Genomic DNA, 20,132 nt, shown 5'->3' with positions numbered 1-20,132 from the left:
GTAAAAGCTACAGATCGACAATGGATTACTTCTCGATTTCGTTTCTCCATTGACTATAACCACCTGTTAAGTTCAGAACTTCATCAAACCCGTTGCTTTTCAGTACACTGACACCGATTGTGGATCTAACACCAGATCCACACTGTACCAAAACTGGTTTATCTGTTGGTATATCGTCCAAATGTTCTTTTAAAGTACCTAGCAAGATGTGGTGAGCTCCTTCAATATGGCCTTCATTCCATTCACTGGAATTACGTACGTCAATAATATTCACTTTATTATTGTCAAATAATTGTTTAGCTTCCATGGGTTTAATTGATGGGTACGAACCAAAATCTCCTTCGGATTCTTCAATCAATTGCGCATTCATACAAGAAGATAATTGATCGATGCCAACTGAGTGCAGAGCTTTTTCCACTCCCTCAATATCCGTGGAGGCAGTGATTATGCTAAGCGGACGCTTATAATCCACGAGCCAGCCAGCCCAATTAGTGAAAGAAGAATTAAGAGGAATATTAACAGTACCCGGAATATACTTTTCAGAAAACTGAGTAGCTGAACGAGTATCAATGACCTGTACCCCTTTTTCAACAAGACGTTCTATTTCTGACAAAGACTTTACTTCCTTAACTGGCTCCAATTCTTTTACAAGTGTTGGCCCTACTTTATTCACATGCTTCATTACTGCAAAGTAAGTTGGAGGTTCTGGCTGGCCATCCAACAACTCTTTGGAAAATTCATTCTCATCCTCAAATTGCAATGCCCAGTTGTATTTTTTTTCATAGCCGATTGTTGAGGATGGGACGGCACCCAATGCTTTGCCGCACGCACTTCCTGCACCGTGCCCTGGCCATAATTGCAAATAATCCGGAAGTTGCTTGAATTTTTTTAAGGACTCAAACATTTGTTTCGCACCTTCCGCTGAGGTACCTTCCATTTTCGCGGCTTTTTCCAACAAATCAGGTCGGCCCACGTCTCCAACAAAAACAAAATCACCCGTGAAGATGCCCATTGGCTCTTCCGCTGGGATGCCGCCGTCAATTAATGTGAAAGAGATGCTTTCCGGGGTATGCCCAGGAGTATGCAGTACGGTAAAAGTTAAATTACCCACTTTGATTTGATCCCCATCTTTTACCAGTTGATGCGGTATATGCTCTAAATTTTCGTATTTCCAATCAGCCGAACCTTCATCTGAGAGATACATTTTAGCGCCTTCCTGTGAAGCGAGTTCTCTGGAACCCGTCACAAAGTCAGCATGGATATGAGTTTCAAATGAACCAATGATTTTCATGCCTTCTTTCTTTGCAGCCTCCACGTATGGAGCAATGTCCCTCGCAGGATCGATAATGACTGCTTCGTTGGACTGTTGGCAGCCCACCATGTATGAAGCTTGAGCTAGATTCGAATCATAAAAATATTTTAATAACATAGTATGTTCTCCCCATTCTTTAATTTTTTTATTATTTGAATTTTAATACTTCTGTTTAAAGGTAACGGTAAATTGCCCATTGTACTATAGGGGGGATCCACTATCTATTTTCTGGACGTAGGTGAATCAATAAACGCACTCCAAAAAGCGACTCCAATCGCGAGGATGAACACCAGAAATGGCGCATAAAATATTAGAAAATCCTGCATCTCTGCTTCCTCCTTTATACGTGATAGTCCGATTCCCCTTTGACGTAATCTTTATCGAACAAGAACAATCGGAACAACAGGTACAGCGAAGGCAGCAAGAGGCCGAGCCCTGCGATGAATGCAATGATCAGCGAAATGGCCATCGCTTCATTGGTGAAACTGTCGTAGATCGTCAAGTACGGATAAAGCAGATACGGGTAATGGGAAACGCCGTAAGCGAAAAAGGTGGTGAAGAACTGGCCGGCCAGCAAGATGAACGCCCAGCCGTAATGATGGCGTTTCCAAAGCAGGTAGACCGTTCCGAGAAACAGCAGGAACGACAAACCGAAAACCCACCATAGATCGAGCAGGCGCTCGTAATGTTCCGTATTGTGGCTGCGCAGTTCATAGATGATCCCGGTTGCAGTGATGATCGTCGGGCCCGCCCACACCAATGCGTATTTGCGCATCAAATGCGTCGCTTTCGCGTCGCCGGCTTTGCTCGCGTACCAAGTCAGGAATACCGCCGAGATGTAAAGCACTGCGGCCAAGCTCAGCACAACGATACTCCAAGTCAACGGGCTGGTGAACAGCGCCAGGTAATCGAGGTAAGGAGATTCGCCGTCCATTTTGATAAAGCCGCCTTCTGACATTGCCAGCACCGGCGATAACGATGCCGGCAGCAGGAGCCCGGACAAGCCGTACATAAAAATATAGCCGCGGTGGTTGATTTTTGTGCCGTACGTCGCGAACGCGTAATAAGAGCCGCGGATCGACAGCAGGATCAACGCGATGCTTGCCGGCACAAGCAAGGTGGTGCCGTAATAGAATGCTGTCTGTGGGAAGAACCCGATGATACCGACGAAGAAGAAGACGAAAAAGACGTTCGTCACTTCCCATACCGGTGACAGGTAACGTTGCTGGAAATAAAACCGTTCGTAAAAGTACGCTTTTGCGAACGATTATCAAAGGTTTTACGGACTTAGTGCATCTAGTTTTAATAGATGAATTAAAAGTCTTTTAAAAGTCTTTTAAAAAGTATATAATGGATATAACCTAAAGGAGTGGATGGAAATGGCGATGAGAATACTGGATATCCCCACAACTTCAATTTCGAATGTCAAACGGTCACCGATGGAAGCTTTTCAGAAGGCCGATCAAGAAGCTGCTGGCGTGTATGTCTTCAACCGTGAAAAGGTCGCCGGTGTGATGCTTACCCAAAAACAATACGAGTCCTTAAACAAAGAAATAGAAGAACTGTACGATCAGCTCGCTGATTTGATGGCTGAAAAACGGCTCCGGACAGAAAATGTCTCTACTTTCTCAGATGTGGATGTGCGCGGTTCAATTGCTACTGAATCCCCTGTCATTGATGAAGGAGACGGGTGGGAATAACCGTTGTATCTGCTTGAATGGACACAGTACTCAAAGGAAGATTATGAACAGCTTGATGGTAGCCAAAATATTTTCGTCAATAAAGCGCTGGACCGGATCAAGTTAAGAGGTATGGAAGCCGGTCAATCCCTTCATGGTAATTTGTCGCAATGCAACAAGCTGAAAAACAAGAAGATGGGCCTGCGGATTATTTTCAGAGAAGCCGAGGGGACCATCCAAGTGATTCAGATTGTAGCCACTGGGAAACGCGATAAAGAAAAGATTTATAAACTGGCTGAAGAGCGATTAAGCTAATTGAAATGAAGAACAGGTTTCTCCGACTAAAAAGAGTCCGTCATGTCGGCACTTCTAAAGTGCTTGCTTTGCCGGACTCTTATTTTGTTGAACCAGGTTATTCTCTAATTTGATGACTACAACTTCTGATAAGGGACGATATGTTAACTCAAATTATATAAATTTATATTTTTTTGTCCAAATCTGTGAGGGTGGATTATTGCGAAGGACACAATAATAGTTGATGCGGCGCAGGATATCAAGACCCCCCCGCTGATCAGACTTTTGGATAGTAGCAGTTTAAGTTGCTGTTCAAATGTTGTTGGTCTGGCATTGAACAGTAGTAGGAACTGCAAAAGCGATAAAACGATTCGCACTAATTTTAGTCATTGGTTAGTCAGCTTTCAATGGTGCTCCAACAACTTTCATATCATGGTCTGCAAATACTTTTGTAATCTCTTCTTTTGTCGGGGGAGAAGTCCACTTGTCTGTTTCCTTAAAAAATGATTCCATTTTTCCTGCTGGCAAATAAGAAACTAACATCTTTCCTTTTTCTGTCAACTGCAAAAAAGCATGTTGCACATTTCTTGGAAGGAAAATCGTGTCACCCGATTTCATTTGATATTTGTAATCACCAACTTGAAATAGATATTCTCCTTCAATTACATAAAACCATTCGTCTTGAAAAGGATGAATGTGCAAAGGCGGTCCTCCGTTTGGAGTAAGCCCGGTTTGCTCAAACACCGCTAAATCATTTTCAGTGTCAGCCCCGGAGATTTTGATGTCTAATTTATTCAGTGTAACACCTTTCATTTTGAAGTGTTCTCCAAATCTGGCATCACCTGCATTTACTTTAAATCCTTTATCAGTTCTCATATTGTTCTCCTTTCATTCTCCCCATAGTTTCCCATAAAAATGTCACTCCTAAATTCCCTGTTCTTTAGCAGTTTAGAGCTTTCGCTTCCCAGGGAGCGACACAATACCCAAATAATTTATACAGGTGAATAAAAATTAAAAACCATATCCTAAATGTTGTGAACTGGCGACAACGGCTTTCTTGTATTCATTTCGCTTGTTGTATTGAAACCCTTCGGCATAAATTGTTTCTGAAGATGCACCAAATACCCGATTTTCATTTTAATCACATATCGGTAATGCTGCATAAGCTTGTATTCCCAAGAATTCAATTAGCAGAATGAACTAAGATGTCCTGTAAATCGTTGATTTCTTGAATAGTCAGGCCAATATCTATTTCTAGAAGTTCAACATCTTTTTGTCCCCCTCATAGTTTCTAGGAATAATTCGGTTTTTATCAAAGAATTATTTTTAAACCAAAGCAATTCAAGAATTTCAGGAACTTTATTAAGAGGCAATTCGTAAGTCATAGAAATTCCTCCAGTCAATACTAAAATCTAGTTTCACTTATGCTTACCCTTTCCTATACAAATCCATACATTTTTATTAATTCCTCTCCATTAGCCTAAATCGAATAAAAAAGCGTTCGTAAAAGTACACTTTTACGAACTTTTCAGGAAAAGATGCAGTTCTAATCGGACATATTTCTTCCCCTCTATTTTATTAACGCGCTACCTTATCACTTTAAAAAAGAGAAATTCATCTTTTAGTTTCAGCAATATCGATTGTAACGTTTTTTGAAATTTATATTATAAATATGTTACAATATAGGAAAGAGGTGAGCACCGATGGAACTCTACCAATATCTATTAGATGCATACGGATACGATGAACCCATTCTCACGGAGCAACTGAAAGAGGAGCTCAAGCTGAATCCAAGTACACTCAGGCAGTATATCAAGCGCCTTTCTGACAAAGGGCTGCTTGCGAAAGTCCAGAACGGCATCTATTTCATTCCAAAAAAGAAACCGATGTTTGGCTCTGCTGTGCTAGATACAGATCAGGTTGTTCGAAAGAAATTCTTGGAGGACCGGGATCGTATCATCGGTTACAACTCAGGCACCAATTTCGCCAATGCTTTGGGCCTGACTTCCCAAACAGCAGCGGTTGCGACCATCGTGACAAATAATGCTTCCGCTGCTAAGCGGGAAGTGAACGTCTACAAAAAACGGTTCATCATCCGAAAAGCGAGAGTAAACGTCAATAGATCCAACTACAAGCTTCTTCAAGTGCTCGATCTATTGAACAATTATGAGCAGTACAGTGAAAAACCGCTCGAAGTGGCGAAAGAGAAAATCCTGTCCTATCTAGAGGGCGTGTCATTGAATGAACGGGAAGTGAAGGAATATCTCGATGTGTATCCGATGAAAACGAAACTGAAAGTTTATGAATTGGGGTTATTAGATGCGATTGCACGAAGAGAACGAGTTGTTCAATGAGTTGATCCGGTCGGCAGCTGCAGCGTATGGGCTGCAGAATTTCCAGGTCGAAAAGGATTATTACGTATCGTTGCTTCTGAAGCAACTGGTCTCCAGCTTCCCTGACATTGTATTTAAGGGCGGGACTTCCCTCTCTAAATGCTACGATGTCATCAAGCGTTTTTCAGAAGACTTGGATCTCAGCGTTCCGCTTGGAGAAAGCAATAAGCTGCCGAGAAGCGAAAAAAAGAAGCTGAAAGCGGCGATCGAATCTGTGATTGAGGACCTCGGCTTTTCATTGCTTAATCCGGACCAGATCCGATCAGGCCGAGAATTCAATGAGTATGAAATTGGCTATCGAAAAGCATTTGAAGGTGACAGCGAGATGTCCCCTCATATCCTTGTGGAAACGAATGTCGCTTATAAGCCATTTCCATTCGAACAGCTTGGGGTAAGTAATTACATCACGAAGTTTGTCATAACGGCAGAGGGGGACGAAGCAGAAAAAGAACGGTTTATGGATAAATACGGGATGAGACCTTTTGCGGCGAATGTGCAGACAATTGATCGGACGTTTCTCGATAAAATCTTTGCCATCTGTGATTATTTCGAAAAAAAAGAAAGCACTCGGTATTCGAGGCACCTATATGATCTTCATATGATCGAGAGAAGTGGGTTCGTCGATGCAGAAGGATTGAAAATGCTAATTCCTGAAGTGATTGAGATTCGAAGGGATGGTCGGGACACGGCTTCCTGTCAGCCTGGCTATGAACTAAAAAAGACATTGAACGAAATCATTCGTACCGATTTCTATAAGCAGGACTATAACCGCAATACAAAAACATTCCTGGCAGAAGACGTGTCTTATGAAGAAACCATCGATAGCTTGAAAAAAATTATCGACAGTGACTTTTTACCAAATGTCATCAAAATATAAACGCCTAACCAGCTAACTGGTTGGGCGTTTTTGTCGAAACCATGAAAGCTATGATTTTTAATTAATTATCGAAAAGACCGGAGTTACTTCTTCTTTTTGAGCTTTAGTGAATCATTCAGTTTCATTAATAGGTGGTTCTGCTTCCGATAATCCGGCAATATGTAAACTCAAAAAAGGACTTATTCAAATATGATTAAACTATCTGCATCGTAATTAAAAACTATAAAGGTATCTACCCGTTTTGTATCTACTTGTAATTTTCGGTTCTTAATATCGTATAGCTCTATCCCTACACGTGGATCTATTCCAATAAAGACAAAATCGTTGGTTTCCGCAATCATCATTAAAAAATCTAGCAAGGGTTGATTTTCGACAGCCTCTTCTTTCTTCAAATAAATCTCAATATACGACAATCTGCTATTGATTTTTCTAATCCTGTACTGAGAATTAGCAATAACTGAATTTAGATTTTCCAGAAAAAAATTATATGTTTCTATTCCAATCACTAGATTATCGCATTTTATCTCATTTAATAATGCTCTAACGTTAACTCTATCATCAAAATCACAGTAGTATGCCGTATCGAAATTAATAAGAGAGAAACATAAATTCTTATCAATTTCTTCTACATTATCAACAGTTACTTTTTGATACATTGGGTTATTCAACTCCTTGTATTGAATTCAATACCTTTTTCCTAATTATAGTCAATCAAGGATTAGGTAACTACACAACAACGAAAAAAGGAGAAAAGAAGGCTGCGTACGGCCTTCTTTTCTCCTTTGCAATACCAGCAGCTTCCGATAAGCGGTCATATGTAAACCTTAAAAATACTACTCTTCATTGTTATACCTATTTAGTCGGATTCATTCAGACTGCGTCTGTCATTTTAACCTTTAGGCTACATCAAAAAGAAGCTGATTCTGTCAGCTTCTTTTTGATGTTCGTTATGCTTTTTCCCACTTCGCATCGATTGGTATTCCCGCTGCTTTAAATGTGGCGTAAACAGGACAACGTGCATCCGTCTTTTCTTTTAGTTCTTGGATGCGCTCATCTGTTTCATCTGTTTTTACTTTTGCGTGAAAGAAGACTTGATTAAAATATGGCTGAATATCAGCTTTGCCCATAAGACCACGAGGATCCAATTCCCCCTTTACATCAAACTCGATTCCTCGCAGATCAAATTTAAGCTCTTTTGCGACAAGGTTTGCAATCACGTTTTCACAACCAACCAACGAAGCCAGAAGAGTTAAAAGGGGATCAGGTCCTTGATCGGTCCCTCCCATATTTGGTGGTTCATCGATTATAAGTTGATGATTACCCACCTTCAGTTCTGATTTCATTTTGTTTGATACACCTGTTACTTGGAAAATCACCTTATTTGACATATTGTATTTCCTCCTCTATTTGGATTTTCCTCCCTTCAGTCGGACAATTTAAGATTCTACTCCCAACTGATTGAAGTGAACTTGCACATTTTTCATGAAACCTTAATGAAAAGACTGCAGAAAAACCCAATTGAAATGAGCTTGTTTACAGTCTGAAGCTCGCGAAACCTGAAAATTTTCGCGGGTTTTTCATATGTTCAGACATTCCGGTTCAACATCCGCAAGCCATTCAAGATGACCAGGATGGTGCTGCCTTCATGGCCGAGCACGCCGAGCGGCAGCGTAATGGCCTGAAAGAAATTCGAGATGATCAGGACGATAATGACGCTGATGGAAAAATAGATGTTCTGTTTGATAATGCGCTGCATTTTCTTTGCCAGGCGGATCGAGTAGGCGATGCGCGATAAATCACTTTTCATCAAGATGATGTCTGCTGTTTCGAGGGCTACATCCGTGCCTTCTCCCATGGCGATGCCGACTGTGGAAGTCGCAAGTGCCGGAGCATCATTGATGCCGTCTCCGACCATGGCCACTTTGCCGTACTTGTCCAGCATGTTTTTGATGTGGGTGACTTTATCGCCTGGCAGGCATTCTGCGATATAATCGTCGACGCCGGTTTCACTGGCAATCACTTTTGCAGTTGTTTCGTTATCGCCCGTCAGCATCAAGCAATGGATGCCGTTATTTTTCAGGTCGCGGATGGTGGTTTTAACGATTTCACGCACCGTATCCTTCAACGCCATCGCGGCAACAATGCCTTCGCTGTCGCTCACGAATGTGACGGTCTTGCCCTGATTAGCCAGCTTTTCTAATAGGCCTCCTTCAAAAGCTTCGGCGTCGCTTGCGCCGACGAATCCCGGTTTGCCGACCAGCAATTCTTCTCCTTCGATGAACGCCTTCAGCCCAAACCCAGGTACGTCTTCGACTTGGACATTGTGAAGCGGTTCAACCCCTTGCTGGATAATATAATCCGTAATCCCTTTTGCGAGCGGGTGGTTCGATTGCGATTCAATGCCGGCGACTTTCGCCATGATTTCTTCGCGGGCTGTTCCTTTACGGATGACAAAATCCGTGACTTCCGGCTTGCCGCGTGTCAGCGTACCCGTTTTGTCGAATGCGATCGCCTTTACTTGGCTTAAATTCTCAAGGTGTATGCCCCCTTTGAAAATGATGCCGCTTTTCGCGCCATTTGAAATCGCTGCCAATGTAGCCGGTGTGATGGAAGCGACGACAGCGCAGGGGGATGCCACGGTCAGCAGCACCATCGCCCGGTAGAACGTAGTAATCCAATCCCATCCGAGTAAATAATGAGGCAGGAACAGCATCAGCACGAAAACCACGAGCACCACTTTTACATACGATCCTTCAAAGCGCTCGATAAATTGCTGGGAAGGGGATTTCTCGCTTTCAGCAGACTGGACCAGTTCAATGATTTTTTGGAACAGCGTTTCGGAGCTCGGCTTCGTCATCACCATCGTGATGGCGCCGGTCAAGTTGACGGTGCCAGCAAACAGGGTGTCCTGTTCGTATTTCGAAGCCGGAATCGATTCACCGTTGATGGCGGATTCGTCGACCGCGGTCTGTCCGGTGTGGATTTCGCCATCAACCGGAATGCGCTCGCCCGGCTTGACCGCGACAATGTCGCCCGTATTCAATTCCTTTACCGACACCCGTTCCGTTTTGCCGTCTTTCAACAGCCACGCTTCTTCCGGCTGCAGGTCCATCAACGCGGAAATTTCCTTGCGGCTTTTGTTCATCGTATACGTTTCAAGTGCGCCGCTCAGCGAAAAGATGAAGATCAAAATCGCGCCTTCTGTCCAATAGCCGATAATGGATGCGCCGACAGCGGCCAAAATCATTAAAATTTCCACATTAAGGTCTTTGTTTTCAATGCTTTTCTTGATGCCGTATTTCGCTTTAGCGTAGCCGCCGATGCCGAATGCCAGCAGATAAGCAGCAACGTAATACGGGCTGAGTTCCTGTGTTTCCAAATAATAGGCAACAAGGATTAAAATGCCTGATGCAATGGCAGCAATCAATTCGATATTGGTACGGATAAAAGCCATGTCTGCGCCTCCTTTTTGAAATTGGAACAATCCCTGGACCCCGCAGAAATCAGCGGTCAGTCCTTTTTCTTCATATCACTATATCATTATCTGAATTTTGCATCTATTGGACTGTCCTACGGTAATAAAAAAACTGCCCAAAAAGCTAATCCATTCAGTTGGGAGACGCAAACCTCTGAATTAACTGTTCGTAAATATTCACTTTTGCGAACAAAAAAAGAAGGACAGCTATAAAGATTACTCCCCTGGCAGTAACACCATAATCGGTAAGTTTTATTTTCCAGGTACCTTGACAAAGTTAATCAGAAGGAATATCATACATATACACATAGTCATATGCACATATAAGCATATGTTTTTAATACATGAAACTATTCGAAATAAGAAAGGAGTAATCGATGATTGAGTTAGTAAATATTCATAAAATTTTTTCGGATGAAACCAGACTCAGAATAATAATCCTTTTGGCTCAACAGGAACTTTGTGTCTGTCAAATCAGCGGAATACTAGACGTTTCTCAACCGACAATATCCAAAAATTTATCAAAGCTACGTGATACGAATCTTGTCGTTGATGAAAGAAAAGAAAAGTTCGTCTATTACAAATTGAGGATGGAGAATGCCGTTTTTGCCAACATAGTGAAGAATATTGTAGATACTCTGAATGAATACCCTCAACTGCTGTTAGATAAGAGCAGGCTTGTGGATAAAGAAAAACATTTAAGTTAATGCTTTTCTTTAATCGCTTTTGGTAAACAAAAAGAGAGAAAATATGTGGAGATGATCTTTTGATTATATTTGAGTGGATAAACAATCAATTGTTCAAGATGGAGGGCCTTTCTAATCTTGTCACGATATTAGTGGAGAATGTTTTTGGACTTAACACCCAGGAGAAACTGGGAGGCAGTATTCATTTCTTCATTTATGATGTTATCAAAATTTTTATACTTTTATCTGTATTGATTTTTATAATATCCTATATACAAAGCTTCTTTCCCCCTGAAAGGACCAGGAAAATATTAAGTAGATTTAATGGCATATCAGGCAATATACTCGGGGCTTTATTAGGGACTATCACCCCTTTTTGCTCGTGCTCGTCCATACCGCTTTTCGTTGGGTTCACAAGTGCAGGGCTTCCATTAGGCGTTACATTCTCATTCCTAATCTCCTCCCCACTTGTTGACTTGGCATCTGTCATTTTACTTGGCAGTATATTTAATTGGAAAATTGCTATTGCTTATGTAATAGTCGGCCTCATTCTTGCTGTAATCGGCGGTACAATTATAGGCAAGGCAAAGCTTGAAAAATATGTAGAGCCCTTTGTATTCGACAATAAAATAAAAGAACTTGAACAAGAAGCGTTGAAATTTCGTGATAGAGTAGAGATCGCGAAGGAGCAAGTTCTCGATATTGTTAAAAAGGTATGGCTGTATATTTTGATCGGTGTTGGGATTGGGGCTTTAATCCATAACTGGATACCAGAAAGCATTATTTCTGCAGTGCTTGGCAAGGATAATTGGTATTCTGTTCCTTTGGCGACCTTTGTCGGAATCCCGATGTATGCGGATATATTCGGTACCCTCCCCATTGCTGAGGCCTTAGTATTAAAAGGTGTCGGTATAGGAACAGCGCTCGCTTTCATGATGGCTGTTACAGCATTATCCCTTCCATCACTGATTATGTTAAGCAAAGTCGTTAAACCAAAGCTTCTGATCGTATTCACAGTCATTGTGACGATAGGAATCCTTATAATTGGCTACTCATTCGATACTTTTAGTTATTTACTCTTGTAAAAAAGAGCAGCTGGAATTTATGAAGAAGGTGGTGATGAGTGAATTCTGAGCATTCTCGACCAGAGGCTGAATATACAGATGATGTTTCAAATTTGTCTGTCAGGAATACTTTCAGGAAGTTTGGCATTATTATCTGATGCCGTCCATAACTGAAGCGATACTGTAGTTATTTTGTACAGATAGAAATTTATTACACAGAGGAGAATGAAGAAATGATTATAAAAATTTTAGGCACAGGCTGTTCAAAATGTAAGAAATTAGAAATAAATGTAAGAGAAGCTGTAAACGAATTAGGAGTCGAAGCAAGTTTTGAAAAGGTTGAAGACATTCAGGAAATCATGGCTTATGGTGTCATGAATACCCCGGCGCTTGTTGTAGATGAAGAAGTTAAAGTTATGGGAAAAGTCCCATCGGTTAAAGATATCAAAAAGTATCTATAATAATCGGTTGGAATAAAGTTATATAAAAAAATTGCCTTGCATCCTTTTGCTTGGCAATTTTTTTAATTACGCCGATTGTAAAATTAAGCTAGACAAGTAAAAAAGCCATTCGTGGTACACTCACAATGTATTTTCCGACCAAAGAAAAACATAGGAGTGACCACGAATGACCTACACCCATCTTACCACGGACGAACTGGTGATGATAGAATCCTACCACCACCAAAATACACCTGTAACGAGAATAGCTGAACGCCTGAGCCGTTCCAAGCAGCCGATCTACAATGTCATCAATTTCCTGAAATCAGGTCACACAGCGCTCGATTTTTACACACAGTACAAGAAAAACAAGAAACGCTGCGGTCGACGAAAAATTGTCTTGCCGAAGAAACAAGTTGCCTATATTCAAGACAAGGTGGCGCAGGGCTGGACTCCAGATGTCATTGTCGGCCGCGCAGAGACGGCGATTGATTGTTCTGCGCGTACGCTCTATCGCATGTTCAAGAATCGGGTCTTTGATGTTGACACACTGCCGATGAAAGGCAAACGGAAACCCAATGGCCACGAGGAACGGCGCGGAAAGCAGGCGTTCAAACGGCATATTTCCGAACGGGAAACCGATTATCCTTCTTTCAAAGAAGAGTTCGGACACATCGAGGGCGACACCATTGTGGGCGCTCGCCATAAAAGCGCGGTGATCACGCTGGTCGAAAGGCTGACGAAAGTGATCATCGCCTTGAAACCTGCAGGGCGCAAGGCATGCGATATTGAAACCGCTTTGAATCAATGGTTTCAAGGGGTCCCGAGATATCTGTTCAAATCGATCACGTTTGATTGCGGGAAGGAATTCTCCAATTGGAAACCGCTGTGCAACCGGCACGATGTCTCGATTTACTTTGCGGATCCCGGAACACCTTCCCAGCGCGCCTTGAATGAAAACTCCAACGGGCTCCTTCGAAAAGACGGTCTGCCAAAGGAAATGGACTTCAACCAGGTGGATCAACTGTTCATTTCCACAGTGGCAGACAAGCGGAATCACATCCCACGGAAGTCGCTGGATTACCGCACACCCTTGGAGGCATTTAAGAGTCACCTGAATGGCGGAGATCTGTCTAGCTTAAATTGACAAACGGAATAATCTATTTTTCCAAACTACCATTACGGGAACCTCAAGCAACTCTTAGTCAATCCAACGGTAGAGGGTCTTAAAGTTGAGTTTTCCTTTGAACAGTCGATTCATAATCTGTCTCGGCTACCACGTCTCCGTCAGTTTCTGTTGGATGATTCCCACGGTTTCGGGGGTGCTTTTGGATTTTGCTCCATATTTTTGTTGGTGCCGTTTATAAGCATCTTGAGCTGCCTCTGCCTGATACGTCCGTCGTCACGCGCCGATAAGCAACCCTACCGCTACCAAAGCAAAGCCTGCAACAGCCATGATTAGGCCTGTGACAATTTTATTCCAGTTCGTACAAGACGCCAACTTATAGCCGAACGAAAAAAATGCGATTATGCCGATTACATTGGAAACAGCCAACGCCCAGTTCACACTCGAGGTAATTAGAAATATCGGCAGAAGTACCACAGAAGGAAGCATGACAAAAAAAACAACCCAAAGAGCACCGAGTATATAGTTGCCAAAAAACGCAGTGGCCTTCGAATTGTCATAATTGCCCTCAGAAAATTCGTTGAGCAATACCTCCGTTACGGACCGCTTTATTTTCTCATCCGCTAGAGAAATGATACTTTCTTCCAACTCTGTACGTATCAAGTCGATTGCCGATTCACTGTCAACTGAACGTATGTGTTCGATTTTTTTATTGTAATGGCCTCTGTACAGAAGTGCCGTAAAAATGAAGAGAAAAGCGTCAATACTTGCCCAGAATAAATTTATGACAAGGATAATGAGCAAAAACCTCCACACATTATCCCCCGCCTCCTCTTTTAAAGAAGTCATAAAATAGTTGATTAAAAGCAGCGTAACAAACAAGCCCACCATAAGTTCCCACGGCCAATCGGGGGACGCAAAGTATTTCGATATGCGTTTTTTTACGGATTTTAGCCTTTCGAGTTTCAGTAGTTTTTTTTTCATATTTCCACACCTTCTTTATGAGATGTAACCCAACATAATTAAGTGGGACAATATAAAAAAACACCTTCGATTTGACTACTTGTTGAACGTGCACCAGCTCGAAGGTGTTTTATATGTGTCTCAAATCGCTATGGCAGTCAAGCACCACCGTTGCTTCTCTTCTTATAAACGGCTGATTTGCCAACTTGAAGTGAATCATCTTTCTAACCACTGCATTCTCTCTAAATCAACTACTCGATCATTCAATTCACCAATTCGGTTTTGTAAGATTACGGTATTTTCTCGTTTTAAAGACAGTCTTTCATTGATTCTTTTTTCACTTCGCTTAACAATTATATAAAAATACGCGTGTTGATTAGCCAGAATATTTTCCTGCCAAACAAATTTGAAGCATCACCTGCATGTTCAGCCTCTGTTCGAGAAGGCTCAGAATTTACTGATTATCACCGTTGGCAATAAGCCATTCCATGGCCGTCGCAAATCCTGACATAGCGGAAGATGATTTCGAGAATTTTGCTACAGAAAAAACTTCCATGATTTCTGCTGTCGAAGCTCCGTTTTTCTTAGCAGCCTGCAAATTGGTCATAATACACCCTTGAGAGTCTAGTGCGATTCCTACTGCCAATGCAATGAGTGTTTTAGTTTTCCTATCCAGATTGTCACCTGCATATGCATTTTTTTGCGCTTCAAGATGTCCCATCAAAACATTCATATCCAAAGAAGCTAAGTTTTCTATTGGTTTAGGTACTTCACCCATCTCTTTTTTTAACTGTTCAAACAATTTTTCTTTATCCATAATTCCCACTCCTTTTCACCTTTAATTTTTGATAACAGGCGTGTTGATTAACCAACAAATGACAGACTACTGCGAGAAAATATACGTGCAAAAACGTCGTCAAGGTATCCAACCAAATTAAGCGAAAGGTGCTGCTCAACAGCGTACATAGATGCACTTTATTATAATTAAACCTATTTGTCAAATAATTCAGAAAACAATATATCGAATTATATAGATATCTAGCCTCTCGATTAAGCGTTCGTAAAAGTACACTTTTACGAACGCTTCAAAAAGGGCTAAAAAGGACCAAAAAAAGCGTTCGTAAACGTGTCAAATGACTTTACGAACGTTCGCGAATTTGCAGACACTTTTACGAACGCTTTTCAGGTATAATGAGAGGAAAGAATCGTTCTTAGAGGTGAATTATGGAAAATCGCAAATTTGGCTACATACGTGTTAGCAGCAAAGATCAAAATGAAGGCCGTCAATTGGAAGCCATGAGAAAAATCGGCATCAATGAACGGGACATATACTTGGACAAGCAAAGTGGAAAAAATTTCGAGCGAGCGAACTACCAATTGCTCAAACGGATTATCCGGAAAGGAGACATTTTATATATCCACTCACTAGATCGGTTTGGCCGAAACAAAGAAGAGATTCTTCAGGAGTGGAATGACCTGACGAAAAATATTGAAGCCGATATCGTTGTACTGGATATGCCATTATTGGATACAACGCAATACAAAGATAGTATGGGGACATTCATTGCGGATCTGGTTTTGCAGATTCTGTCGTGGATGGCTGAAGAGGAACGGGAACGCATCCGGAAACGCCAGCGTGAAGGAATCGACTTGGCGTTACAAAATGGCATCCAGTTTGGCAGGACCCCTGTTCTTGTCTCCGAAGAATTTAAAGAGGTTTATAGAAAATGGAAAGCAAAGGAGTTAACAGCTGTGGAAGCCATGCAAGAAGCTGGAGTTAAAAAGACTAGTTTTTACAAATTAGTAAAAGCACTCGAAGAAGAGACAGCCAGCAACATATTTATATAGAAGAAACTTTTCATACAGTTATAGATGGTCTCTAAAATGTGCTTGAAATTCAAAAGCAATTGCCAGTCCGCAATTCTGATCTTTGGTATCTACCTCTGCCATATTAAAAGGAATAAGGACATCTTGAATGCCAAATCCCCTTTAATTAATGCAAGTTATCTCTTAAAGTAACATATTTCGAGATTCTACTTCATGTTATTATCAACTTATATTGAATCGACAAGGAGAGCTGTTAAATGGCAAAGAAAGTTGAATTCGACGCAATTAAAAAACAATTTATCCTTGTGAGACCCTTAGGGAGTGGGGGTACTGGAGATACACATCTATTAAAAGATGAAACAACGGACATGTTTTTTGCATTCAAAAAATACGTACCAAAAGATTCAAATTTTATAGATGAAAATTATGAGCGTTTTGTTGATGAAATCAAAATTTTATTTAATCTATCCCATCCTAATGTTGTGCGAGTTTACAATTATTATCTATACCCTCAAAAAAAGACGGGATATCTTCAAATGGAGTATATAGAAGGAGATTCAATTGAAGAATTTGAAACAGATCCTTTTGGCGGAAAAACATGGTCAGACATATTTATTGAAACAATAGCTGCCTTCGAATATTTAGAATCTAATAATGTTCTGCATAGAGATATTCGTCCAGCAAACATTATGATTGATAAACATGAAAATGTTAAAGTTATTGATTTCGGTTTCGGAAAAAAATTGGAGGGTTTAGATCAAGATGCAAAAAGCGTTTTTTTAAATTGGCCTGTAACTCAATTGCCTTATGAAACCGAATATGATGGTATATATAATCGTCAAAGTGAAATATATTTTGTCGGAAAATTACTTGCCAACGTAATCGACAGAAGCCTAGATAATTTTAACTTTGAGCATATTATAGAAAAAATGATTAAAATAGACCCTAAAAAAAGATATAAATCTTTTCATGATATTTCAATAGATATTTCGAAAGGGGTTTTTGGAGAGATAGATTTTACAAATGAGGAAAAAGAAGTTTATAGAAAATTTGCAGATACACTTTCTATTGCAATTAAGAGTTATTGGTTAAAATACGATCCAATACGTGACGATAGTGAAATATTAAACAACCTGATTGATTTAATAAGAATAACTTCCCTTGAAAAGATTCTTCAAGATAATTCACAATTAACAAATTGTTTTATTCAAGGTAGATACACCTACAGTACTAAGCATAAAATTGAAGTATCTATTATTACTGATTTCTACCGCCTACTAGTAGGTTTAAGCCCTTTCAGGAGAAGGATTGTATTGGATAATATAGATGCTAGATTATCTGTAATAAAAGTGGAAGTTCCTGATGACGATTTGCCTTTCTAAAATTTAGTCCCTGAATTCTTATTTAATACTTAATTTCAAATAAGATTTAAAAACACAACATAATTGCTATTGTGTTGTGTTTCTAAACTTATGCTTTGCCTTTCTATTGCATGCTCATTCACTCAATCGGTTCGGCCGGATCAAAGAAGAAATCCTCCGGGAGTGAAGTGATCTTACTAAAAATATTGAAGCCGATATTGTGGTGGTGGATATGCCGTTACTTGATACTACTTAATATAAAGACAGCATGGGAACATTTATTATAGACTTAGTTTTACAGATTCTTTCCTGGATGGCAGAAGAAGAACGCGAACGCATCCGGAAATGGCAGCGTGAAGGAATTGACTAGGCTCTGCAAAACGGCATTCAATTTGGTAGACCGACCGTTTTTTTCAGAAGAATTCAAAGAGGTTTATAGAAAATGGAAAGTCAAAGAGTTAGCAGCAGTCGAAGCCATGAAAGAAGCCGGAGTGAAAAAGGCCAGTTTTTATAAATTGGTCAAAGCACTCGCAGAAGAGACAGGCAACCTATTATAATAGAAGAAACTCTTTTCCATTATCAGAGCTATTAGTATAGTATAACTCTATATTTCAATTAAAAGGAGGTGAATATATTACACAGAATATAATTTGTTAGAAAATTTATATTCCACGTGATATAATTATGGTAGAAATTGAATTCTTAGCAGATGAACATGGCAATCAACAAGTCATAGACTTAATCACCTCCATTGCTGATAGAGCAATGAAAGATGAAGGTTATGCCGAACTTGCAGCTCGTATAGCCCAGCTACTTGATTACATGAAAGACATAGGAGTTCCTCCTATAGAAAAACGTACGTTATACGGTATCAACTCGGTAGGAAATCCCATCACACTAGTCAATGTGGTAAAAGAACTGAACAACCATCCTCCACTTATGGAAGCACGAGCGAATTGGAGGCCAGTAGGAGCTTTTCGAGCTATCTTTTTCTATGAAATAGACGATAAAGGCAACCAATCTATTTATTTCACAAAAGCTGTTATCAAGCAGGCGACCTATTCACGAGACTTTGAACACGCAATTAGTGCGAGTGAAAAAATGATGGTTGAATTTTTTAAACCTGAGTAAAAAAGGAGAGGGTTTAAATGGCAAATAAGAATTATAACAATGTGATGGGGATCTTAAGACAAGTGCCGAAAGTAAATGAACACTTGAATAAAATTTCTGTTATTATGGGGAAAAAAATACTCAAGAGACGCCTTGAACTAGGTTTGACCCAAAAAGAGGTTGTCGCTATGATCAAAGATCATGGAGATACCTTTACACAGGCGACGCTGTCGAAAATTGAAAGTGGTGCTGATAATATCAAATCCGAAACATATGACAAAGTTTTCGTGGCTTTGGGTGGTCTCGAAGACTTAACTCCTACATTTAAGGAAAATCCTAAAGGTAAAGATTTAATTCATTCATAGACATCTATAATAGTAGAAACTCAAAATAGAACCGGAGAGATAGAAGAATATCTTCTCTAGTTCTATTTTTTGTACATATGATTTCATGGCCTGAAAATATAGAACACCATCATTTGAGCCAAAGGATTCGTTACTTAATAAGAGCCTATCTCGAAACTGTATACTTCCTCTTTGCAATTGACACCATTTAATCATGCATTTATAAATACTTATCAATGGTCCCTTCAGATACCGTAAGATAATGCTGCATTAACGTTTCCAGTGATTGATGGCCCGTTTGTTGCGCGATAGTTGATAGATCTGCACCAGCTGCGTGCATCGCTACCACTTGGCTTTTCCTGAAGTTGTACCCGGTAAGCCCCGTCCAACGCTGCAAAAAACTATAGTACCCGATTTCACTGATTGCTGTGCTTTCATAATGTCCATCCTTATACACCCTCCCCACAAAGTAATTATCTGGTTTCAGATGGTATTCGCGTATGTATATGTCGATTGCCTGGATAACTTCCTGCGTGAGCCGTTTCGTATGCCATCTTTTTTGCTTTTTTAAATATACATGTACGCATTTGTTGTTTAGATCAAAATCACTTACTTTTAACCGCACCATTTCGCTAGGTCTGTTAGCGGTTACTAGATTGACTAGACAAATCGCCTTAGCTCTTATCGGGAGACGATGGAGCATATCCATTAACTCTTTCTTATTAATGGCCGACTTTCCTCGAACTTGTGTCAAATGAGCGTATTGATCTTCCTGGTACATTTTCCGTATCCCTGAAAGCTCATACGTCACACCAGCCTGTCCTTTGAGATCTATTTTATGAATGACACTCAAGTACTTTCTAATAGCTGCCAGCCGGCGTTCCCACGTTGTTTTCTTAACTTGCTGTTCAGTCAGTGAGATGTACAAATAATCAAGCATCGCCTCTGCGCCAATTACCTGGGCTGTGCTGTAGCAATAGTTCTTGTATCTCCGAATATCGCCCTCATATTGTTTTGGGATTTCCTCCATTTTCTTTTCAATATGAATTTTTCTGTTGTGGTAACGTTTCTGAGTCTCCAGAGTGTCCTGGTGAATTGCCAATTTGAAATCCGTCATTTTTCTGCCTCCCCATTTCTTTTCAAAATCATTGTGAAACACCATTTATGATAGATTGATTTTG

General features: G+C 40.5%; 22 protein-coding genes and 2 pseudogenes. 13 read left to right on the top strand and 11 right to left on the bottom strand.

Annotated features, from left to right (window positions below; translation table 11 throughout):
* Window positions 1-25: 25 nt before the first annotated feature.
* The 3 genes and pseudogenes from J7I83_RS12995 to J7I83_RS12990 form a co-directional block, all read right to left on the bottom strand.
* Window positions 26-1,429 carry an MBL fold metallo-hydrolase gene (locus J7I83_RS12995; protein WP_215101395.1) on the bottom strand — a complete coding sequence of 468 codons (1,404 nt, stop codon included), beginning with the start codon at window positions 1,427-1,429 and terminating at the stop codon, window positions 26-28.
* A 104-nt stretch (window positions 1,430-1,533) separates the two neighbouring features.
* Window positions 1,534-1,638, bottom strand: a complete 105-nt coding sequence (cydS, locus tag J7I83_RS18215; RefSeq protein ID WP_483313459.1) for a cytochrome bd oxidase small subunit CydS family protein — start codon at window positions 1,636-1,638, stop codon at window positions 1,534-1,536.
* 14 nt (window positions 1,639-1,652) lie between these two features.
* Window positions 1,653-2,537: pseudogene (locus J7I83_RS12990) on the bottom strand (cytochrome d ubiquinol oxidase subunit II); the annotation flags it as partial.
* A gap of 154 nt (window positions 2,538-2,691) precedes the next feature.
* Here J7I83_RS12990 and J7I83_RS12985 point away from each other — a divergent pair.
* Both J7I83_RS12985 and J7I83_RS12980 read left to right on the top strand, forming a co-directional pair.
* Complete coding sequence (locus J7I83_RS12985; RefSeq protein WP_215101393.1) at window positions 2,692-3,012, top strand: hypothetical protein; 321 nt, start codon at window positions 2,692-2,694, stop codon at window positions 3,010-3,012.
* A gap of 3 nt (window positions 3,013-3,015) precedes the next feature.
* Window positions 3,016-3,306, top strand: a complete 291-nt coding sequence (locus J7I83_RS12980; RefSeq protein ID WP_215101391.1) for an addiction module toxin RelE — start codon at window positions 3,016-3,018, stop codon at window positions 3,304-3,306.
* Between the two features lie 372 nt (window positions 3,307-3,678).
* On the opposite strand, the gene J7I83_RS12975 is transcribed toward J7I83_RS12980, so the two are convergent.
* Both J7I83_RS12975 and J7I83_RS18010 read right to left on the bottom strand, forming a co-directional pair.
* Window positions 3,679-4,161 (bottom strand): cupin domain-containing protein, encoded by a 483-nt coding sequence (locus J7I83_RS12975; RefSeq protein ID WP_215101389.1) that lies wholly within the window; start codon window positions 4,159-4,161, stop codon window positions 3,679-3,681.
* A gap of 386 nt (window positions 4,162-4,547) precedes the next feature.
* On the bottom strand, window positions 4,548-4,670 hold the full coding sequence (locus J7I83_RS18010; protein ID WP_285228700.1) for a hypothetical protein: 123 nt from the start codon (window positions 4,668-4,670) through the stop codon (window positions 4,548-4,550).
* A 318-nt stretch (window positions 4,671-4,988) separates the two neighbouring features.
* Here J7I83_RS18010 and J7I83_RS12970 point away from each other — a divergent pair, with 318 nt between their 5' ends.
* Complete coding sequence (locus J7I83_RS12970; RefSeq protein WP_215101386.1) at window positions 4,989-5,639, top strand: DUF6088 family protein; 651 nt, start codon at window positions 4,989-4,991, stop codon at window positions 5,637-5,639.
* The gene (locus J7I83_RS12965) at window positions 5,605-6,555 is read left to right on the top strand and encodes a nucleotidyl transferase AbiEii/AbiGii toxin family protein (protein WP_215101384.1); all 951 of its coding nucleotides are present in this window, start codon (window positions 5,605-5,607) and stop codon (window positions 6,553-6,555) included. Before J7I83_RS12970 ends, J7I83_RS12965 begins: the two co-directional genes overlap by 35 nt.
* A 179-nt stretch (window positions 6,556-6,734) precedes the next feature.
* Here the strand turns inward: J7I83_RS12965 and J7I83_RS12960 are convergent, their stop codons facing one another.
* The 3 genes from J7I83_RS12960 to J7I83_RS12950 form a co-directional block, all read right to left on the bottom strand.
* Window positions 6,735-7,211 carry a hypothetical protein gene (locus tag J7I83_RS12960; RefSeq protein ID WP_215101382.1) on the bottom strand — a complete coding sequence of 159 codons (477 nt, stop codon included), beginning with the start codon at window positions 7,209-7,211 and terminating at the stop codon, window positions 6,735-6,737.
* A gap of 291 nt (window positions 7,212-7,502) precedes the next feature.
* A complete protein-coding gene (locus J7I83_RS12955; RefSeq protein WP_215101380.1) occupies window positions 7,503-7,943 on the bottom strand; it encodes an OsmC family protein in 441 nt (146 codons plus the stop codon).
* A 197-nt stretch (window positions 7,944-8,140) separates the two neighbouring features.
* Window positions 8,141-10,009 carry a heavy metal translocating P-type ATPase gene (locus tag J7I83_RS12950; protein ID WP_215101378.1) on the bottom strand — a complete coding sequence of 623 codons (1,869 nt, stop codon included), beginning with the start codon at window positions 10,007-10,009 and terminating at the stop codon, window positions 8,141-8,143.
* 398 nt (window positions 10,010-10,407) lie between these two features.
* Between J7I83_RS12950 and J7I83_RS12945 the strand changes: the two genes are divergently transcribed.
* The 4 genes from J7I83_RS12945 (at window position 10,408) to J7I83_RS12930 (ending at window position 13,367) form a co-directional block, all read left to right on the top strand.
* Window positions 10,408-10,737 carry an ArsR/SmtB family transcription factor gene (locus J7I83_RS12945; RefSeq protein ID WP_215101376.1) on the top strand — a complete coding sequence of 110 codons (330 nt, stop codon included), beginning with the start codon at window positions 10,408-10,410 and terminating at the stop codon, window positions 10,735-10,737.
* 59 nt (window positions 10,738-10,796) lie between these two features.
* Window positions 10,797-11,801 carry a permease gene (locus J7I83_RS12940; RefSeq protein WP_251047637.1) on the top strand — a complete coding sequence of 335 codons (1,005 nt, stop codon included), beginning with the start codon at window positions 10,797-10,799 and terminating at the stop codon, window positions 11,799-11,801.
* A 212-nt stretch (window positions 11,802-12,013) separates the two neighbouring features.
* Entirely contained in the window at window positions 12,014-12,241 is a 228-nt protein-coding gene (locus tag J7I83_RS12935; protein ID WP_215101374.1) for a thioredoxin family protein, read from the top strand.
* A gap of 166 nt (window positions 12,242-12,407) precedes the next feature.
* Window positions 12,408-13,367 (top strand): IS30 family transposase, encoded by a 960-nt coding sequence (locus J7I83_RS12930; protein ID WP_215101372.1) that lies wholly within the window; start codon window positions 12,408-12,410, stop codon window positions 13,365-13,367.
* 255 nt (window positions 13,368-13,622) lie between these two features.
* Here the strand turns inward: J7I83_RS12930 and J7I83_RS12925 are convergent, their stop codons facing one another.
* Complete coding sequence (locus J7I83_RS12925) at window positions 13,623-14,330, bottom strand: hypothetical protein (protein ID WP_215101370.1); 708 nt, start codon at window positions 14,328-14,330, stop codon at window positions 13,623-13,625.
* 433 nt (window positions 14,331-14,763) lie between these two features.
* Window positions 14,764-15,126: a carboxymuconolactone decarboxylase family protein gene (locus J7I83_RS12920; RefSeq protein WP_215101368.1), complete on the bottom strand. Its 363-nt coding sequence runs from the start codon at window positions 15,124-15,126 to the stop codon at window positions 14,764-14,766.
* Between the two features lie 407 nt (window positions 15,127-15,533).
* Between J7I83_RS12920 and J7I83_RS12915 the strand changes: the two genes are divergently transcribed.
* The 5 genes and pseudogenes from J7I83_RS12915 (at window position 15,534) to J7I83_RS12895 (ending at window position 18,972) form a co-directional block, all read left to right on the top strand.
* Complete coding sequence (locus J7I83_RS12915; protein ID WP_215101366.1) at window positions 15,534-16,157, top strand: recombinase family protein; 624 nt, start codon at window positions 15,534-15,536, stop codon at window positions 16,155-16,157.
* 236 nt (window positions 16,158-16,393) lie between these two features.
* Window positions 16,394-17,518 (top strand): protein kinase family protein, encoded by a 1,125-nt coding sequence (locus J7I83_RS12910; RefSeq protein WP_215101364.1) that lies wholly within the window; start codon window positions 16,394-16,396, stop codon window positions 17,516-17,518.
* Between the two features lie 76 nt (window positions 17,519-17,594).
* A pseudogene (locus J7I83_RS12905) lies at window positions 17,595-18,054 on the top strand (recombinase family protein).
* A gap of 127 nt (window positions 18,055-18,181) precedes the next feature.
* Window positions 18,182-18,628, top strand: coding sequence for a hypothetical protein (locus tag J7I83_RS12900; RefSeq protein ID WP_215101362.1), 447 nt, complete (start codon window positions 18,182-18,184; stop codon window positions 18,626-18,628).
* 17 nt (window positions 18,629-18,645) lie between these two features.
* The gene (locus J7I83_RS12895; protein WP_215101360.1) at window positions 18,646-18,972 is read left to right on the top strand and encodes a helix-turn-helix domain-containing protein; all 327 of its coding nucleotides are present in this window, start codon (window positions 18,646-18,648) and stop codon (window positions 18,970-18,972) included.
* A gap of 199 nt (window positions 18,973-19,171) precedes the next feature.
* Here J7I83_RS12895 and J7I83_RS12890 read toward each other — a convergent pair whose 3' ends face one another.
* Complete coding sequence (locus tag J7I83_RS12890; protein ID WP_215101358.1) at window positions 19,172-20,068, bottom strand: tyrosine-type recombinase/integrase; 897 nt, start codon at window positions 20,066-20,068, stop codon at window positions 19,172-19,174.
* Window positions 20,069-20,132 lie beyond the last annotated feature (64 nt).

This window comes from Planococcus sp. ISL-110 (assembly GCF_018613575.1).
GTDB lineage: Bacteria > Bacillota > Bacilli > Bacillales_A > Planococcaceae > Planococcus.
The sequence above is the reverse complement of the archived record's forward strand: the minus strand, read 5'-3'. Positions and strand labels throughout refer to the sequence as shown.

Bases quoted from the DNA above. Each gene is read 5' to 3' on its own strand.
- J7I83_RS12995 (WP_215101395.1), bottom strand. From the start codon at position 1,429: ATGTTATTAAAATATTTTTATGATTCGAATCTAGCTCAAGCTTCATAC.
- cydS (WP_483313459.1), bottom strand. From the start codon at position 1,638: ATGCAGGATTTTCTAATATTTTATGCGCCATTTCTGGTGTTCATCCTC.
- J7I83_RS12985 (WP_215101393.1), top strand. From the start codon at position 2,692: ATGGCGATGAGAATACTGGATATCCCCACAACTTCAATTTCGAATGTC.
- J7I83_RS12975 (WP_215101389.1), bottom strand. From the start codon at position 4,161: ATGAGAACTGATAAAGGATTTAAAGTAAATGCAGGTGATGCCAGATTT.
- J7I83_RS18010 (WP_285228700.1), bottom strand. From the start codon at position 4,670: ATGACTTACGAATTGCCTCTTAATAAAGTTCCTGAAATTCTTGAATTG.
- J7I83_RS12970 (WP_215101386.1), top strand. From the start codon at position 4,989: ATGGAACTCTACCAATATCTATTAGATGCATACGGATACGATGAACCC.
- J7I83_RS12965 (WP_215101384.1), top strand. From the start codon at position 5,605: ATGCGATTGCACGAAGAGAACGAGTTGTTCAATGAGTTGATCCGGTCG.
- J7I83_RS12960 (WP_215101382.1), bottom strand. From the start codon at position 7,211: ATGTATCAAAAAGTAACTGTTGATAATGTAGAAGAAATTGATAAGAAT.
- J7I83_RS12955 (WP_215101380.1), bottom strand. From the start codon at position 7,943: ATGTCAAATAAGGTGATTTTCCAAGTAACAGGTGTATCAAACAAAATG.
- J7I83_RS12950 (WP_215101378.1), bottom strand. From the start codon at position 10,009: ATGGCTTTTATCCGTACCAATATCGAATTGATTGCTGCCATTGCATCA.
- J7I83_RS12945 (WP_215101376.1), top strand. From the start codon at position 10,408: ATGATTGAGTTAGTAAATATTCATAAAATTTTTTCGGATGAAACCAGA.
- J7I83_RS12935 (WP_215101374.1), top strand. From the start codon at position 12,014: ATGATTATAAAAATTTTAGGCACAGGCTGTTCAAAATGTAAGAAATTA.
- J7I83_RS12930 (WP_215101372.1), top strand. From the start codon at position 12,408: ATGACCTACACCCATCTTACCACGGACGAACTGGTGATGATAGAATCC.
- J7I83_RS12925 (WP_215101370.1), bottom strand. From the start codon at position 14,330: ATGAAAAAAAAACTACTGAAACTCGAAAGGCTAAAATCCGTAAAAAAA.
- J7I83_RS12920 (WP_215101368.1), bottom strand. From the start codon at position 15,126: ATGGATAAAGAAAAATTGTTTGAACAGTTAAAAAAAGAGATGGGTGAA.
- J7I83_RS12915 (WP_215101366.1), top strand. From the start codon at position 15,534: ATGGAAAATCGCAAATTTGGCTACATACGTGTTAGCAGCAAAGATCAA.
- J7I83_RS12910 (WP_215101364.1), top strand. From the start codon at position 16,394: ATGGCAAAGAAAGTTGAATTCGACGCAATTAAAAAACAATTTATCCTT.
- J7I83_RS12900 (WP_215101362.1), top strand. From the start codon at position 18,182: ATGGTAGAAATTGAATTCTTAGCAGATGAACATGGCAATCAACAAGTC.
- J7I83_RS12895 (WP_215101360.1), top strand. From the start codon at position 18,646: ATGGCAAATAAGAATTATAACAATGTGATGGGGATCTTAAGACAAGTG.
- J7I83_RS12890 (WP_215101358.1), bottom strand. From the start codon at position 20,068: ATGACGGATTTCAAATTGGCAATTCACCAGGACACTCTGGAGACTCAG.